Here is a 12797-nt window from a genome sequence, read left to right as displayed (position 1 = left end):
GCGACCGAATCCCTGGGGTTTGGCTGCCGAGCGAATGCCAAAGTGCGTTTGCTGGCATATTCGCTGCCGGAAGTGCCTTGCAAGTGTCGACCTGAATGCGCCTGTTCCTATAAGGTAGGCGCCAAATGGATACACGCTCCCCGGCCCTGTGGCCGTCGACGCATGACGGATGCCTATGAACCCGAATTATCTCGATTTCGAACAGCCGATTGCCGACCTGCAAGCCAAGATCGAAGAGCTTCGCCTGGTTGGTAACGACAACTCCCTGAACATCGGCGACGAAATCGCCCGCCTGCAGGACAAGAGCAGTACGCTGACCGAGAGCATCTTCGGCAATCTGACCAGTTGGCAGATTGCCAGGCTTGCCCGTCACCCGCAGCGGCCCTATACCCTGGACTACCTGCAGCACATCTTCACCGAGTTCGATGAACTGCACGGCGACCGTCATTTCTCCGATGACGCCGCCATCGTCGGTGGCGTGGCGCGTCTGAACGGCCAGCCGGCCATGGTCATCGGTCACCAGAAGGGCCGTGAAGTCCGTGAAAAGGTACGCCGCAACTTCGGCATGCCGCGTCCGGAAGGCTACCGCAAGGCTTGCCGTCTGATGGAAATGGCCGAACGCTTCAAGATGCCGATCCTGACCTTCATCGACACGCCGGGCGCCTATCCGGGCATCGATGCCGAAGAGCGTGGTCAGAGCGAGGCCATCGCCTGGAACCTGCGCGTCATGGCGCGCCTGAAGACGCCAATTATCGCCACCGTGATCGGTGAAGGCGGCTCTGGCGGTGCACTGGCCATTGGCGTGTGCGACAGCCTGAACATGCTGCAGTACTCCACTTACGCGGTGATCTCGCCGGAAGGCTGCGCGTCGATCCTGTGGAAAACCGCCGAGAAGGCGCCGGATGCCGCCGAAGCCATGGGCATCACCGCCGAGCGTCTGAAAGGTCTGGGTATCGTCGACAAGGTGATCGCCGAGCCGCTGGGCGGCGCACACCGTGATCCGGCCGCCGCCGCCGAGTCGATCCGTCAGACTCTGGGCGCTCAGCTCGACGACCTGCGCGAGCTCGACACCGACGCCCTGCTGGCACGTCGTTACGAGCGCCTGATGAGCTACGGTATTGCCTGAGCCGCAAGGCGGATGGCCGCCCCCTACAAGCGGCAAGCTGCAAGTGGGACGATCTCGCTTGGAGCTTGTAGCTTGTAGCTTGTAGCTTGTAGCTTGTAGCTTGTAGCTTGTAGCTGTGCTCATGTCCCTCGAATCCCATCTGCTCGCACGCCTTGCCGTGTGGCGTGAGGCACCTGCCTGGCGGGTGGCTTTCTCCGGTGGTCTGGATTCCAGCGTGTTGCTGCATCTGCTGGTGCAGGCTTCCCGGCACAACGCGCTACCGCCAATCTCCGCTATTCATGTTCATCACGGCCTGCAGGCCGCCGCTGACGCGTGGCCCGCACATTGCCAGCGTCTGTGCGATGAGCTGGGTGTGTCGCTGAGCATTCAGCATGTGCAAGTCGAGCCAGGTGCCAGCCTGGAACGAGCCGCCCGCGAGGCGCGCTATGGGGCGTTCGCTGCGGCTCTGAATGCTGGTGAGGTGTTGCTGCTCGCCCAGCATCAGGATGATCAGGCTGAAACCGTCCTCTATCGGCTGTTGCGTGGCGCTGGAGTGCAAGGACTTGCTGCCATGGCTGATAGCCGCCCGCTCGCTGATGGGCATGCTGTCCGGCCTCTGCTGGGCGTGCCGCGCAGCGTGCTGGAGGCTTATGCCGCAGCCCACGGGCTGCTCTGGGTGGACGACCCATCGAATACCGATACGGGTCTTGCCCGCAATTTTCTACGCCAGGAGATTCTGCCGCGTTTGCAACGGCATTGGCCGAAGGCTGCCCAGGTGCTGGCGCGTGCAGCGGAGCATCAGGCCGAGGCGCAGGGGTTGCTGCAGGCGTTGGCCGAGCTCGATATGCAGCACGCACGCGGACGGCTGAATCTCGATTGGCTGGATATTCCCTGTCTCGATTTACAAGCGCTGCGCCAGCTGTCCGATGCCCGTCAGCGCAATCTGCTCCGGTACTGGCTGGCGGACTTCACTCGCTTACCCGATAGCCGCCACTGGCAGGGATGGCACGATCTGCGTGATGCCGCAGCCGACGCCAGCCCGATCTGGCGTCTGGAGCGTGGAGAGCTCCGTCGCCATGGTGGCAGCCTGTTGTGGCTCGATGCTCGGTGGCGCGCACCCTGGTCGGGACAGCTGCAACCCTGGTCGCAGGTGGAACAGCCGCTTTTGTTACCTGGCAATGGCCGGGTCTGGCTAGAAGGTGTCGTGCCGGCAGGGCAGTTGAGCATCGGCTATCGCCAGGGCGGCGAGATTCTCGATGTGCCTGGGCGTGGTCGGCGCGATCTGAAGCGTCTCTTGCAGGAAGCGGGCGTGCCCGAGTTTATCCGTGGGCGTATCCCGTTGCTGCTGTGCGACGGGCGGCTTGTCGCCGTCGCCAACCTGCTCGCCAGCTCTGGTTGTGGCAAGCTTCACTGGCACCCGCCCGAGCCTGAGTCGCGCCAGAGTGTGCACGGTAACCATCGCCCGTGAGGGCTGGCTGGTGATCGAATCCCACAGGGCGCATCTCCCTTGCTAAAGGCTTTTGGCCGGAAAGTCGCTGTTTCATTTCAGCAGGTTTTGCCGCGCTTTGGGCTTCGTGTTCTTCCCCCGTCAGGACGTTTCCGGTAGACTGCCCTCCCGTCTCTATTCAGGTATTTGCTGCTTCTTCCGGAAGCGGTGAATGTTTGCTATTTGCAGCATGGTTCGCCATGTTTGCTAAGGTGAACCAAGGCCTTCTCTGCTCCCCGGCGGCTTGACCGCCAATGCTGACTTCTTAGGGTTTTTCATGACGCGCTTCATTTTCGTCACGGGTGGTGTTGTTTCTTCATTGGGGAAAGGCATCGCCTCGGCATCCTTGGCGGCCATCCTGGAGGCGCGGGGCCTGAAGGTCACGATGCTCAAACTGGATCCCTACATCAACGTCGATCCGGGCACCATGAGCCCGTTTCAGCATGGTGAAGTGTTCGTCACTCACGACGGTGCCGAGACCGATCTCGATCTGGGCCATTATGAGCGGTTCATCCGCACCACGATGACCCAGAACAACAACTTCACCACCGGCCGCGTCTACGAAGACGTGCTGCGCAAAGAGCGCCGTGGTGATTACCTGGGCGCGACCATTCAGGTCATCCCGCACATTACCGACGAGATCAAGCGCCGCATCATCAAGGGTGCGGGCGACGCAGACGTGGCCATGGTCGAAATCGGCGGTACGGTCGGCGATATCGAGTCGCAGCCGTTCCTCGAGGCGATCCGCCAGCTGCGTTTCGAAGTGGGCGCCAAGCGCGCCATGCTGATGCACCTGACCCTGGTTCCGTACATCGCCACCGCCGGCGAAACCAAGACCAAACCGACCCAGCACTCGGTCAAGGAACTGCGTTCCATCGGCCTGCAGCCGGATGTGCTGGTGTGCCGCTCCGATCACCCGATCGACCTGTCGTCGCGCCGCAAGATCGCCCAGTTCACCAACGTCGAAGAGCGTGCGGTGATTGCCCTGGAAGACGCCGACACCATTTACAAGATTCCCGGCATCCTGCATTCGCAGGGCCTGGATGACTTTGTCGTCGAGCGTTTCGCCCTGGAATGCCGTGGCGCCGATCTGTCGGAATGGGATCGCGTGGTCGATGCCAAGCTGAACCCGGAAAAAGAAGTCAACATCGCCATGGTCGGCAAGTACATGGAGCTGCTGGATGCCTACAAGTCGCTGATCGAAGCGATGAGCCATGCCGGTATCAGCAACCGTACCAAGGTCAACCTGCGCTATATCGATTCCGAAGACATCGAGAATCAGGGTACCGACCTGCTGCAGGGCGTTGATGCCATTCTGGTTCCAGGTGGCTTCGGTCTGCGTGGCGTGGAAGGCAAGATCAAGACCGTCCAGTACGCTCGCGAGAACAAGATTCCCTACCTGGGCATCTGCCTCGGTATGCAGGTCGCGGTCATCGAGTTCGCTCGTAACGTGCTGGGCTGGAGCGACGCCAACTCCACCGAATTCGATATCGCCAGCCAGCATCCGGTGGTCGGTCTGATCACCGAGTGGCAGGACGCGACCGGTGCTACCGAACAGCGCACCGAAGCTTCCGATCTCGGCGGCACCATGCGTTTGGGCGCCCAGGATTGCCAACTGCTGGCCGGCTCCAAGGTGCATGCCTGCTATGGCAAGGATGTGATCGTCGAGCGTCACCGCCACCGCTACGAAGTGAACAACAATCTGCTGCCGCAACTGCTCGAGGCCGGTCTCAAGGTTACCGGCCGCTCCGGCGACGGCGCTCTGGTTGAAGTGGTGGAAAGCCCGGATCACCCGTGGTTCGTCGCGTGCCAGTTCCACCCCGAATTCACCTCCACGCCGCGTGACGGCCACCCGCTGTTCAGTGGCTTCGTCAACGCAGCACTGGCGCACCAAGCGAAGAAGGCCTGACCCATGGCTCAGAAGACCATCCGTGTTGGCGCGATCGAGGTCGCCAACGACAAGCCGTTCGTGCTGTTTGGCGGTATCAACGTACTGGAGTCCCGCGACCTCGCCCTGCGTGCCTGCGAGGAATACGTGCGGGTTACCGACAAGCTCGGTATCCCCTATGTGTTCAAGGCGAGCTTCGATAAAGCCAACCGTTCGTCGGTGACTTCCTTCCGTGGCCCAGGCCTGGAAGAGGGCATGAAAATCTTCGAAGAAGTGAAGAAGACCTTCGGCGTGCCGGTGATCACCGATGTGCATGAACCCCACCAGGCGCAGCCGGTGGCGGACGTCTGCGACATCATCCAGTTGCCGGCCTTCCTCTCTCGGCAGACGGATCTTGTGGTGGCCATGGCCAAGACCGGTGCGGTGATCAATATCAAGAAGGCGCAGTTCCTCGCGCCTCAGGAAATGAAACATATTCTCGCCAAGTGTGTCGAAGCCGGGAACGATCAGCTCATTCTCTGTGAGCGCGGCTCCTCCTTCGGGTACAACAACCTGGTGGTGGACATGCTGGGCTTCGGCATCATGAAGGCCTTCGAGTACCCGGTGTTCTTCGACGTCACCCACGCCCTGCAGATGCCGGGCGGCCGCTCGGATTCCGCTGGCGGGCGCCGCGCTCAGGTCACGGAACTGGCCAAGGCCGGTATGAGCCAGGGCCTGGCGGGGCTGTTCCTCGAGGCTCATCCGGATCCGGAAAATGCCAAGTGCGATGGCCCTTGTGCCTTGCGTCTGGACAAGCTCGAGCCGTTCCTGGCACAGCTCAAGCAACTGGATGATCTGATCAAGAGTCAGGATCCGATCGAAACCGCCTGATTGGCGTTTCCGTGGTTCGCTTATCTGTTTCACCGCCCGGCCTTTTGGCCGGGTTTGTCATGTCAGCCCGGTCTGCCGTTGATCGTGTCCGGCGCTGGCAGCCGAATGCAGCAGTGCGTTTTCGACAATTTCTGGAGAGCTTACAAGAATGGCAAAGATCGTCGACATCAAGGGTCGTGAGGTTCTCGACTCCCGTGGCAACCCCACCGTGGAAGCGGATGTAATCCTCGACAATGGCATCGTCGGCAGCGCTTGTGCGCCATCCGGTGCCTCCACCGGTTCGCGCGAAGCGCTGGAGCTGCGTGATGGCGACAAGAGCCGTTACCTGGGCAAGGGTGTTCTCAAGGCCGTGGCCAATATCAACGGCCCGATCCGCGATGCGCTGCTGGGCAAGGATCCGCTCGACCAGAAAGCTCTGGACAAGAGCATGATCGATCTGGACGGCACCGAGAACAAAGCCACCCTGGGCGCCAACGCCATCCTCGCCGTTTCTCTGGCTGCCGCCAAGGCCGCTGCACAGGATCAGGATCTGCCGCTGTACGCACACATCGCCAACCTCAATGGCACCCCGGGCCAGTACTCCATGCCGGTACCGATGATGAACATCATCAACGGCGGTGAGCATGCCGACAACAACGTCGACATCCAGGAATTCATGGTGCAGCCGGTTGGTGCGAAAAACTTCGCTGACGGCCTGCGCATCGGTGCGGAAATCTTTCATCACCTCAAAGCCGTGCTGAAAGCCCGTGGCCTGAGCACTGCAGTCGGTGACGAGGGTGGTTTCGCGCCGAATCTGGCTTCCAACGAAGACGCGCTGTCGGCCATCGCCGAAGCTGTCGCCAATGCCGGTTACAAGCTGGGCACCGACGTGACCCTGGCGCTGGACTGCGCGGCCAGCGAATTCTACGAAGACGGCAAGTACAACCTGTCTGGCGAAGGCAAGTCGTTCGACGCCGAAGGTTTCGCCGAATACCTGAAAGGCCTGACCGAGCGCTTCCCGATCATTTCCATCGAAGACGGTCTGGACGAGTCCGACTGGGCTGGCTGGAAGATCCTCACCGACAAGATCGGCGCCAAGGTGCAACTGGTTGGCGACGACCTGTTCGTGACCAACACCAAGATCCTCAAGGAAGGCATCGACAAGGGCATCGGTAACTCGATCCTGATCAAGTTCAACCAGATCGGCACCCTGACCGAAACCCTGGAAGCCATTCAGATGGCCAAGGCCGCTGGTTACACCGCGGTCATCTCGCACCGCAGTGGCGAGACCGAAGACAGCACCATCGCCGATCTGGCGGTCGGTACTGCCGCTGGTCAGATCAAGACCGGTTCGCTGTGCCGTTCCGACCGCGTATCCAAGTACAACCAGTTGCTGCGTATCGAAGAGCAACTGGGCGCCAAGGCGCCGTACCGTGGTCGCGGCGAGTTCCGCGGCTAAGGTAGGTTCGCACGGCGAGGTGGCCAACACCTCGCCACGCGGGCTCTGTCGAGAGCTGCCGAGTCGCCTTCACGGTCTTGTTGGATGCCGATGACGCAGGGAGAATCGACAGATGTCCGCAGCAGCGACCCTTTCTTATCCGAGTGCCTCACCTGTCATGCGTAGTTCCTACTGGCTGTTTTTCGTTCTGGTTCTGGTGCTTGCAGGGCTGCAATATCGCCTGTGGGTAGGCGAGGGCAGTCTGGCGCAGGTTAGCGATCTGCAGCAGCAGATCGCCGATCAGGAAGGCGAGAACGAGCGCCTGCTCGAGCGCAACCGTATCCTCGAAGCGGAAGTCATGGAGCTGAAAAAGGGTATGGAAACCGTCGAGGAGCGTGCCCGCCATGAACTGGGCATGGTCAAGGACGGCGAAACCCTCTACCAGTTGGCCGAATGAACACACCTGACCTGCCGTCCTTCTGGGCGGTGATTCCGGCCGCCGGCATCGGTAGCCGCATGCATGCCGACAGGCCCAAGCAATACCTGCAACTGGCCGGCAAAAGCATTCTCGAACATACCCTCAATTGTTTTCTCGATCATCCGTGCCTACGCGGCGTGGTGATCAGCCTGGCCGAGGACGATCCGTTCTGGCCAACCCTGAGTTGCGCCCACGATTCACGCATTCACATTGCCGCAGGCGGTGCAGAGCGTGCCGGCTCGGTACTCAACGCTTTGCTGCGCCTGGGCGAGCTCGGTGCTGCTGAACAGGATTGGGTGCTGGTGCATGACGCTGCACGCCCTAATCTGGCGCAGAGCGATCTCGATCTGCTGTTGGCCGAGCTGGCTGATGACGCTGTAGGCGGGCTGCTCGCCGTTCCTGCTCGGGATACGCTCAAGCGTGTCGGCAGCGATGGGCGTGTGCGCGAAACCATCGATCGCTCGGTGATCTGGCAGGCCTATACGCCGCAGATGTTCCGCCTCGGTGCGCTGCACCGCGCGCTGGCCGAAGCGTTGGTGTCGGATGTCGCGGTGACCGATGAAGCCTCGGCCATCGAATGGGCTGGTCAGTCGCCGCGCCTCGTGGAAGGCCGGGCGGATAACCTCAAGGTCACCCGCCCGGAAGACCTGCACTACCTGGAGCGCCTGTGGCGTGGCCGGAATTGATGCCGCAATAATATGATCGTGTAGGAGCTGCGGGGCGTCTAGCCTTGCGGGCGAATGGTGCAGTTTGTGGACGACGTTTCACCTACGCGGTTCGATCCGTCCACCACTCCGCGATCGCAATGGTGGGTGAAAAAACATCACCCACCCTACGCGCTTCAGCAGCCAGCAGATTGCTGTGTTGATGCAGGGCAGCCCGCTGCCGCTCTCAGTGAATCCACTTCTTGGCATTCTTGCCAAGGTTGCGATCGAGCACACTGGTGAGCTTGTTCATGGCACCGTCGATGGCCTGCTGCATTTCACTGGCATCGAAGGAAACCGACATGGGGTCGCGCCCTTTCATGCGCGCTTCTACCTTGCAACGCTTGTCCTGTGGGCCGCTCTTCAGCGCGTTTTCGTCCGAGAGATGAATTTCCACGCGTGTGAGGTGCTCCTCATAGCGCTGTAATTTGTCCCGGACTCGACCTCGGATATCTGTCTTGAACGCCATCGAGGTGTCGACGTGCTTTCCGCTGTTGACCATGACCTGCATAACCATTTCCTCATGCTGGTGGGTTCGCAACGGCCCGAACAAGGGCCTCATGATTTACGACGAGCTGATGGCGACAGAGGTTCGCTGGCGGTTGTGACAGCATATGAGCGGCTGGGTGCTCAGGTGTATTCAGCACGCTGGCTCAACCCGTCCCGTAACGCATCGATCAATTGCCTGACCTTGGGCGACAGATGCCGCTGTTGCGGATAGAGCGCCCACACAGCGGTATTCGGTGGTTGATGGTTGTCGAGCAGGGACACCAGGGCACCGCTGCGCAAGTGTTCGAGCACGTAATAGTCGGGCAACTGACACAGACCAAGCCCGCCCAGCGCAGCGTCCAGCACGGCCTGGCCACTGTTGCAGCGCCAGTTGCCCTGAATCCGCTGCGAGGCCTCACGGCCATCCAGCTGGAATGTCCAGACATCGCTGCTACCGACCAGGCAGTTGTGGCGAGCCAGCTCCGACAGGCTGTGCGGTCGTCCGTAGCGCTGCAGGTAATCGGGGGATGCACAGAGGTACATGCGCCGGGGCGCCAGGCGCGTCGCCAGCATCCGCGAGTCTTGCAGGCGGCCGAGGCGAATCGCGATGTCGAAACCGTCCTGCAGCAGATCCAGAGTGCGATTGCTCAGCTCGATATCCACGGAAAGCCGTGGATGACGGGCCGCGAATGCAGTGACCAGCGGCACGATGAAGCGCTCGCCGTAGGCCACCGCACAGGTCATGCGCAGCAGCCCCTTGGGCTCGCTGCCGAGATCGCCAATCGCGTTGAGCGCTTCTTCGCGCGCGTCCTGCAGGCGTTGGCAATGCTGCAGAAATGTCTGCCCCGCTTCGGTCAGCGCCACCTTGCGCGTGGTGCGATAGAACAGCCGCGTATGCAGGCGTTCTTCCAGGCGTGCGATCTGCCGGCTCACCTGGGATGAAGAAAGGCCCAGGCGCTCGGCAGCGGCGGTGAACTGACCGCATTCGGCGACGGCTACGAATTCGTCCAAGCCTTCCCAGCGATTCATGCGTTCCCCTTGTCAGGTCGGTAAGCGTCTCATTATCCCTGAATGGCAATAATGTTTTGCATTCTGTCTGATTATCTCTACTGGCAGCTCAACTACACTCCCTGACCATCGCCTTCCCCTCTGGAGAATCAAGTCATGATCAAGTCGCGCGCCGCCGTGGCCTTTGCGCCCAACGAACCATTGAAGATCGTCGAAGTGGATGTCGAGCCGCCCAAGGCTGGCGAAGTACTGGTACGCATCGTCGCCACCGGTGTTTGCCATACCGATGCCTACACCCTCTCCGGCGCTGACTCTGAAGGTGTGTTCCCGTCGATTCTCGGTCACGAAGGTGGCGGTATCGTCGAAGCCATCGGCGAGGGCGTGACCTCGGTGGCCGTGGGCGATCACGTGATCCCGCTGTATACCGCCGAATGCCGCCAGTGCAAATTCTGCCTGTCCGGCAAGACCAATCTGTGCAGTTCGGTGCGTGCCACCCAGGGCAAGGGCCTGATGCCCGACGGCACCTCGCGCTTCAGCTACAACGGCGAGCCGATCTACCACTACATGGGCTGCTCGACGTTCTCCGAGTACACCGTGTTGCCGGAAGTATCCCTGGCGGTGATCCCCAAGGAAGCACCACTGGAAAAGGTTTGCCTGCTCGGTTGCGGTGTGACCACCGGTATCGGCGCCGTGCTCAACACCGCCAAGGTGGAAGAGGGTGCCAGCGTGGCGATCTTCGGCCTGGGCGGTATCGGCCTGGCGGCGATCATCGGTGCGAAGATGGCCAAGGCCTCGCGCATCATTGCCATCGACATCAATCCGGCCAAGTTCGACGTGGCCCGTGAGCTGGGCGCGACCGACTTCGTCAACCCGAAGGACTACGACAAGCCGATCCAGGACGTGATCGTCGAGCTGACCGATGGCGGCGTGGATTACAGCTTCGAATGCGTCGGCAATGTGCAACTGATGCGTGCGGCGCTGGAATGCGCACACAAGGGCTGGGGCGAATCGGTGATCATCGGTGTGGCCGGTGCCGGCCAGGAAATCAGTACCCGCCCATTCCAGCTGGTGACCGGTCGTGTCTGGCGCGGTTCGGCCTTCGGCGGCGTCAAGGGCCGTACCGAGCTGCCGAGCTATGTGGAGAAGTCGCAGAGCGGCGAGATCCCGCTGGACACCTTCATCACCCACACCATGGGCCTGGAGCGGATCAACGAAGCCTTCGACCTGATGCATGAAGGCAAGAGCATCCGTACCGTCATCCATTATTGATAGCTGCAGCGACAAGCTACAAGTGACCTGCGCTGCTTGGCGCTTGAGGCTTGCAGCTTGAAGCTGCCCGGAGGGCCCCATGGAAATCGTTTCCAGCAACAAGAGCTTTGGCGGCTGGCACAAGCGCTATCGCCACCGCTCCACGTCGCTCAACTGCGACATGGTATTCGCCGTCTACCTGCCGCCGCAGGCCGAGCAGGGCGCCAAACTACCGGTGCTGTACTGGCTCAGCGGCCTGACCTGTACCGATGAGAACTTCATGCAAAAGGCCGGTGCCCAGCGCATGGCGGCCGAGCTTGGCCTGATCATCGTAGCGCCGGACACCAGCCCTCGTGGCGAAGGTGTGCCTGATGATGCCAATGGCGCCTACGACTTCGGCTTGGGCGCCGGCTTCTACGTCAATGCCACCCAGGAACCCTGGGCACGCCATTACCGCATGTACGACTACGTGGTGCAGGAGCTGCCGGCGCTGATCGAGGCCAACTTCCCGGTATCGGACAAGCGCGGCATCGCCGGGCATTCCATGGGCGGCCATGGCGCGCTGATCTGCGCCCTGAAGAATCCGGGCCGCTATCAGTCGGTCTCGGCTTTTTCGCCGATCACCAATCCGCTGAGCTGCCCGTGGGGCGAAAAGGCATTTTCAAACTACCTGGGCGAGGATCGTTCGCGCTGGCGCGAGTGGGATGCCAGTGTGCTGATCGCCGAAGCGGCAGAGAAACTGCCGATCCTGGTCGACCAGGGCGATCGCGACGATTTCCTGGAAGACCAGCTCAAACCCAATGTGCTGGAAGCGGCGGCCAAGGCGGCGAATCACCCGCTGACGCTGCGCCTGCAACCGGGCTATGACCATAGCTACTACTTCATCGCCAGCTTTATCGAGGATCACCTGCGCCATCATGCCGAGGCGCTGACTCGCTGAATAAAAAATGGCCGGGAGCCATTTTTAACGTCGCTTGCGACGGCCCGGAGGGTGGCCGCCAGGGATGGCAGGCCATAAAAAAGGGCGCTGCAGACTCAGTCTGCAGCGCCCTTTTTCTGCTACGTGTCACTCGCCAAGGCTGGATCTCAGCATCCAGGCGTTCTGCTCGTGCACACCGATGCGCGCGACCAGCATGTCATGGGTAAACAGATCACCCGCCTCTTCCGCCAGCTCGGCAAACTCGCTTATGCGCCGGGCAACAGCCTCGTTATCCTTGACCAGCTCCTTGATCATCTGCGGGGTCGGCTTATGGGGCGCCTCGTTATCGATCACGGTGAGCGCACGAAAGGTTTCTGCGCCCGTCGGTGCCAGTTTCCCCAGCGCCCGGATACGCTCGGCGAGCTCGTCGGCCGCCTGGTGCAGCTCGTTGTACTGGGCGTCGGTCAGCTTGTGCAGGCCGTAGAAGTTGGCGCCTTGCACGTTCCAGTGCACGCCGAGGGTTTTCACATACAGGGTGTAGCTGTCCGCCACCGCCTTGGTCAGTGCTTCGGCGACCTTCTCACGAGCAGTGCTATCGACGCTCGTGTTGATGGCAAGGCCATCGCCCTTGAGCTTTTGCTGCGTTGCTTTCGACTTGGGTTTTGCTGCTGTCGGTTTGCGTGCTACGGCCATGATGGTCTCCATGGGTGATAGAAATGTTCTGCTATTTCTTGTCGACTCTCGGCAGGCCGAGAACATTCCAACATTTTTATCGCAGATGGCGGGTAAGGGTGAATCGAGGCAAGGTTCGAGAAGTGGTTGAACGTCGCAGCGGCAAAGCAGCGCCCGTCTTCCAGGCATACCGAGAAACGGATGCCCAATGCCTGGATCTGGCGCTGTTCCAGCGCGGTGTCGATCATGTTCATGGCAGTTCGGCTTGCAGGCTATGGAGCACGCAGTGCTGCAGCGCTTTAGCGATCTAACGGTTGACCGTGATGAGCGGCACGTCCTTGTAAGGCAGGCCGTCGAGTTGCGAAATCCTGGTAAATCCGCCCGGCCCGTTGCCGGAGTGCTGCGTCCTTGCTCTACATGAAGGGCTCTGAAATGGGTGGCTAGGAATGCACGTCATTTTCTTGGTTGCTTCAGCGGCCGGGCAAGTCCGCTTCCCACTGTTCTTTCGGGTAG

General features: G+C 61.1%; 13 protein-coding genes. 9 read left to right on the top strand and 4 right to left on the bottom strand.

From position 1 onward, the window contains the following. Window positions 1–175: 175 nt before the first annotated feature. The 7 genes from DNK06_RS15285 (at window position 176) to ispD (ending at window position 7930) form a co-directional block, all read left to right on the top strand. Entirely contained in the window at window positions 176–1126 is a 951-nt protein-coding gene (locus DNK06_RS15285; RefSeq protein WP_131180845.1) for an acetyl-CoA carboxylase carboxyltransferase subunit alpha, read from the top strand. Window positions 1127–1247: 121 nt separating this feature from the next. Continuing rightward, window positions 1248–2573, top strand: a complete 1326-nt coding sequence (tilS, locus tag DNK06_RS15280) for a tRNA lysidine(34) synthetase TilS (protein WP_131180844.1) — start codon at window positions 1248–1250, stop codon at window positions 2571–2573. A 295-nt stretch (window positions 2574–2868) separates the two neighbouring features. After that, window positions 2869–4500, top strand: a complete 1632-nt coding sequence (locus tag DNK06_RS15275; RefSeq protein ID WP_131180843.1) for a CTP synthase — start codon at window positions 2869–2871, stop codon at window positions 4498–4500. A gap of 3 nt (window positions 4501–4503) precedes the next feature. Beyond that, window positions 4504–5349 (top strand): 3-deoxy-8-phosphooctulonate synthase, encoded by an 846-nt coding sequence (gene kdsA / locus DNK06_RS15270; protein ID WP_131180842.1) that lies wholly within the window; start codon window positions 4504–4506, stop codon window positions 5347–5349. Between the two features lie 148 nt (window positions 5350–5497). Further along, window positions 5498–6787 carry a phosphopyruvate hydratase gene (eno, locus tag DNK06_RS15265; protein ID WP_131180841.1) on the top strand — a complete coding sequence of 430 codons (1290 nt, stop codon included), beginning with the start codon at window positions 5498–5500 and terminating at the stop codon, window positions 6785–6787. Between the two features lie 157 nt (window positions 6788–6944). Continuing rightward, complete coding sequence (ftsB, locus tag DNK06_RS15260; protein ID WP_131180840.1) at window positions 6945–7223, top strand: cell division protein FtsB; 279 nt, start codon at window positions 6945–6947, stop codon at window positions 7221–7223. Continuing rightward, window positions 7220–7930, top strand: coding sequence for a 2-C-methyl-D-erythritol 4-phosphate cytidylyltransferase (ispD, locus tag DNK06_RS15255; RefSeq protein WP_131180839.1), 711 nt, complete (start codon window positions 7220–7222; stop codon window positions 7928–7930). The genes ftsB and ispD overlap by 4 nt, the downstream gene beginning before the upstream one ends. A 205-nt stretch (window positions 7931–8135) precedes the next feature. Here the strand turns inward: ispD and DNK06_RS15250 are convergent, their stop codons facing one another. Beyond that, window positions 8136–8459, bottom strand: a complete 324-nt coding sequence (locus tag DNK06_RS15250; RefSeq protein WP_131180838.1) for an HPF/RaiA family ribosome-associated protein — start codon at window positions 8457–8459, stop codon at window positions 8136–8138. Between the two features lie 119 nt (window positions 8460–8578). Further along, window positions 8579–9466 (bottom strand): LysR substrate-binding domain-containing protein, encoded by an 888-nt coding sequence (locus tag DNK06_RS15245; RefSeq protein WP_131180837.1) that lies wholly within the window; start codon window positions 9464–9466, stop codon window positions 8579–8581. A 135-nt stretch (window positions 9467–9601) separates the two neighbouring features. On the opposite strand from DNK06_RS15245, the gene DNK06_RS15240 reads away from it, so the two are divergent. Together DNK06_RS15240 and fghA are read left to right on the top strand one after the other, a co-directional pair. Then, window positions 9602–10714 (top strand): S-(hydroxymethyl)glutathione dehydrogenase/class III alcohol dehydrogenase, encoded by a 1113-nt coding sequence (locus DNK06_RS15240; protein WP_131180836.1) that lies wholly within the window; start codon window positions 9602–9604, stop codon window positions 10712–10714. Window positions 10715–10793: 79 nt separating this feature from the next. Then, window positions 10794–11633 carry an S-formylglutathione hydrolase gene (gene fghA, locus DNK06_RS15235; protein ID WP_131180835.1) on the top strand — a complete coding sequence of 280 codons (840 nt, stop codon included), beginning with the start codon at window positions 10794–10796 and terminating at the stop codon, window positions 11631–11633. 126 nt (window positions 11634–11759) lie between these two features. Here the strand turns inward: fghA and DNK06_RS15230 are convergent, their stop codons facing one another. Continuing rightward, the gene (locus tag DNK06_RS15230; RefSeq protein WP_131180834.1) at window positions 11760–12305 is read right to left on the bottom strand and encodes a Dps family protein; all 546 of its coding nucleotides are present in this window, start codon (window positions 12303–12305) and stop codon (window positions 11760–11762) included. After that, window positions 12296–12538: a hypothetical protein gene (locus tag DNK06_RS15225; RefSeq protein WP_131180833.1), complete on the bottom strand. Its 243-nt coding sequence runs from the start codon at window positions 12536–12538 to the stop codon at window positions 12296–12298. The genes DNK06_RS15230 and DNK06_RS15225 overlap by 10 nt, the downstream gene beginning before the upstream one ends. Window positions 12539–12797 lie beyond the last annotated feature (259 nt).

It is taken from the genome of Phytopseudomonas daroniae (assembly GCF_004327285.1).
In the GTDB taxonomy this organism is placed as follows: domain Bacteria; phylum Pseudomonadota; class Gammaproteobacteria; order Pseudomonadales; family Pseudomonadaceae; genus Aquipseudomonas; species Aquipseudomonas daroniae.
The sequence above is the reverse complement of the archived record's forward strand: the minus strand, read 5'-3'. Positions and strand labels throughout refer to the sequence as shown.

Excerpts from the sequence above, each read along its gene's own strand:
- DNK06_RS15240 (WP_131180836.1), top strand. The coding sequence starts at position 9,602 with ATGATCAAGTCGCGCGCCGCCGTGGCCTTTGCGCCCAACGAACCATTG.
- tilS (WP_131180844.1), top strand. The coding sequence starts at position 1,248 with ATGTCCCTCGAATCCCATCTGCTCGCACGCCTTGCCGTGTGGCGTGAG.
- kdsA (WP_131180842.1), top strand. The coding sequence starts at position 4,504 with ATGGCTCAGAAGACCATCCGTGTTGGCGCGATCGAGGTCGCCAACGAC.
- DNK06_RS15285 (WP_131180845.1), top strand. The coding sequence starts at position 176 with ATGAACCCGAATTATCTCGATTTCGAACAGCCGATTGCCGACCTGCAA.
- DNK06_RS15225 (WP_131180833.1), bottom strand. The coding sequence starts at position 12,538 with ATGAACATGATCGACACCGCGCTGGAACAGCGCCAGATCCAGGCATTG.
- DNK06_RS15275 (WP_131180843.1), top strand. The coding sequence starts at position 2,869 with ATGACGCGCTTCATTTTCGTCACGGGTGGTGTTGTTTCTTCATTGGGG.
- DNK06_RS15245 (WP_131180837.1), bottom strand. The coding sequence starts at position 9,466 with ATGAATCGCTGGGAAGGCTTGGACGAATTCGTAGCCGTCGCCGAATGC.
- DNK06_RS15250 (WP_131180838.1), bottom strand. The coding sequence starts at position 8,459 with ATGCAGGTCATGGTCAACAGCGGAAAGCACGTCGACACCTCGATGGCG.
- DNK06_RS15230 (WP_131180834.1), bottom strand. The coding sequence starts at position 12,305 with ATGGCCGTAGCACGCAAACCGACAGCAGCAAAACCCAAGTCGAAAGCA.
- fghA (WP_131180835.1), top strand. The coding sequence starts at position 10,794 with ATGGAAATCGTTTCCAGCAACAAGAGCTTTGGCGGCTGGCACAAGCGC.
- ispD (WP_131180839.1), top strand. The coding sequence starts at position 7,220 with ATGAACACACCTGACCTGCCGTCCTTCTGGGCGGTGATTCCGGCCGCC.
- eno (WP_131180841.1), top strand. The coding sequence starts at position 5,498 with ATGGCAAAGATCGTCGACATCAAGGGTCGTGAGGTTCTCGACTCCCGT.
- ftsB (WP_131180840.1), top strand. The coding sequence starts at position 6,945 with ATGCGTAGTTCCTACTGGCTGTTTTTCGTTCTGGTTCTGGTGCTTGCA.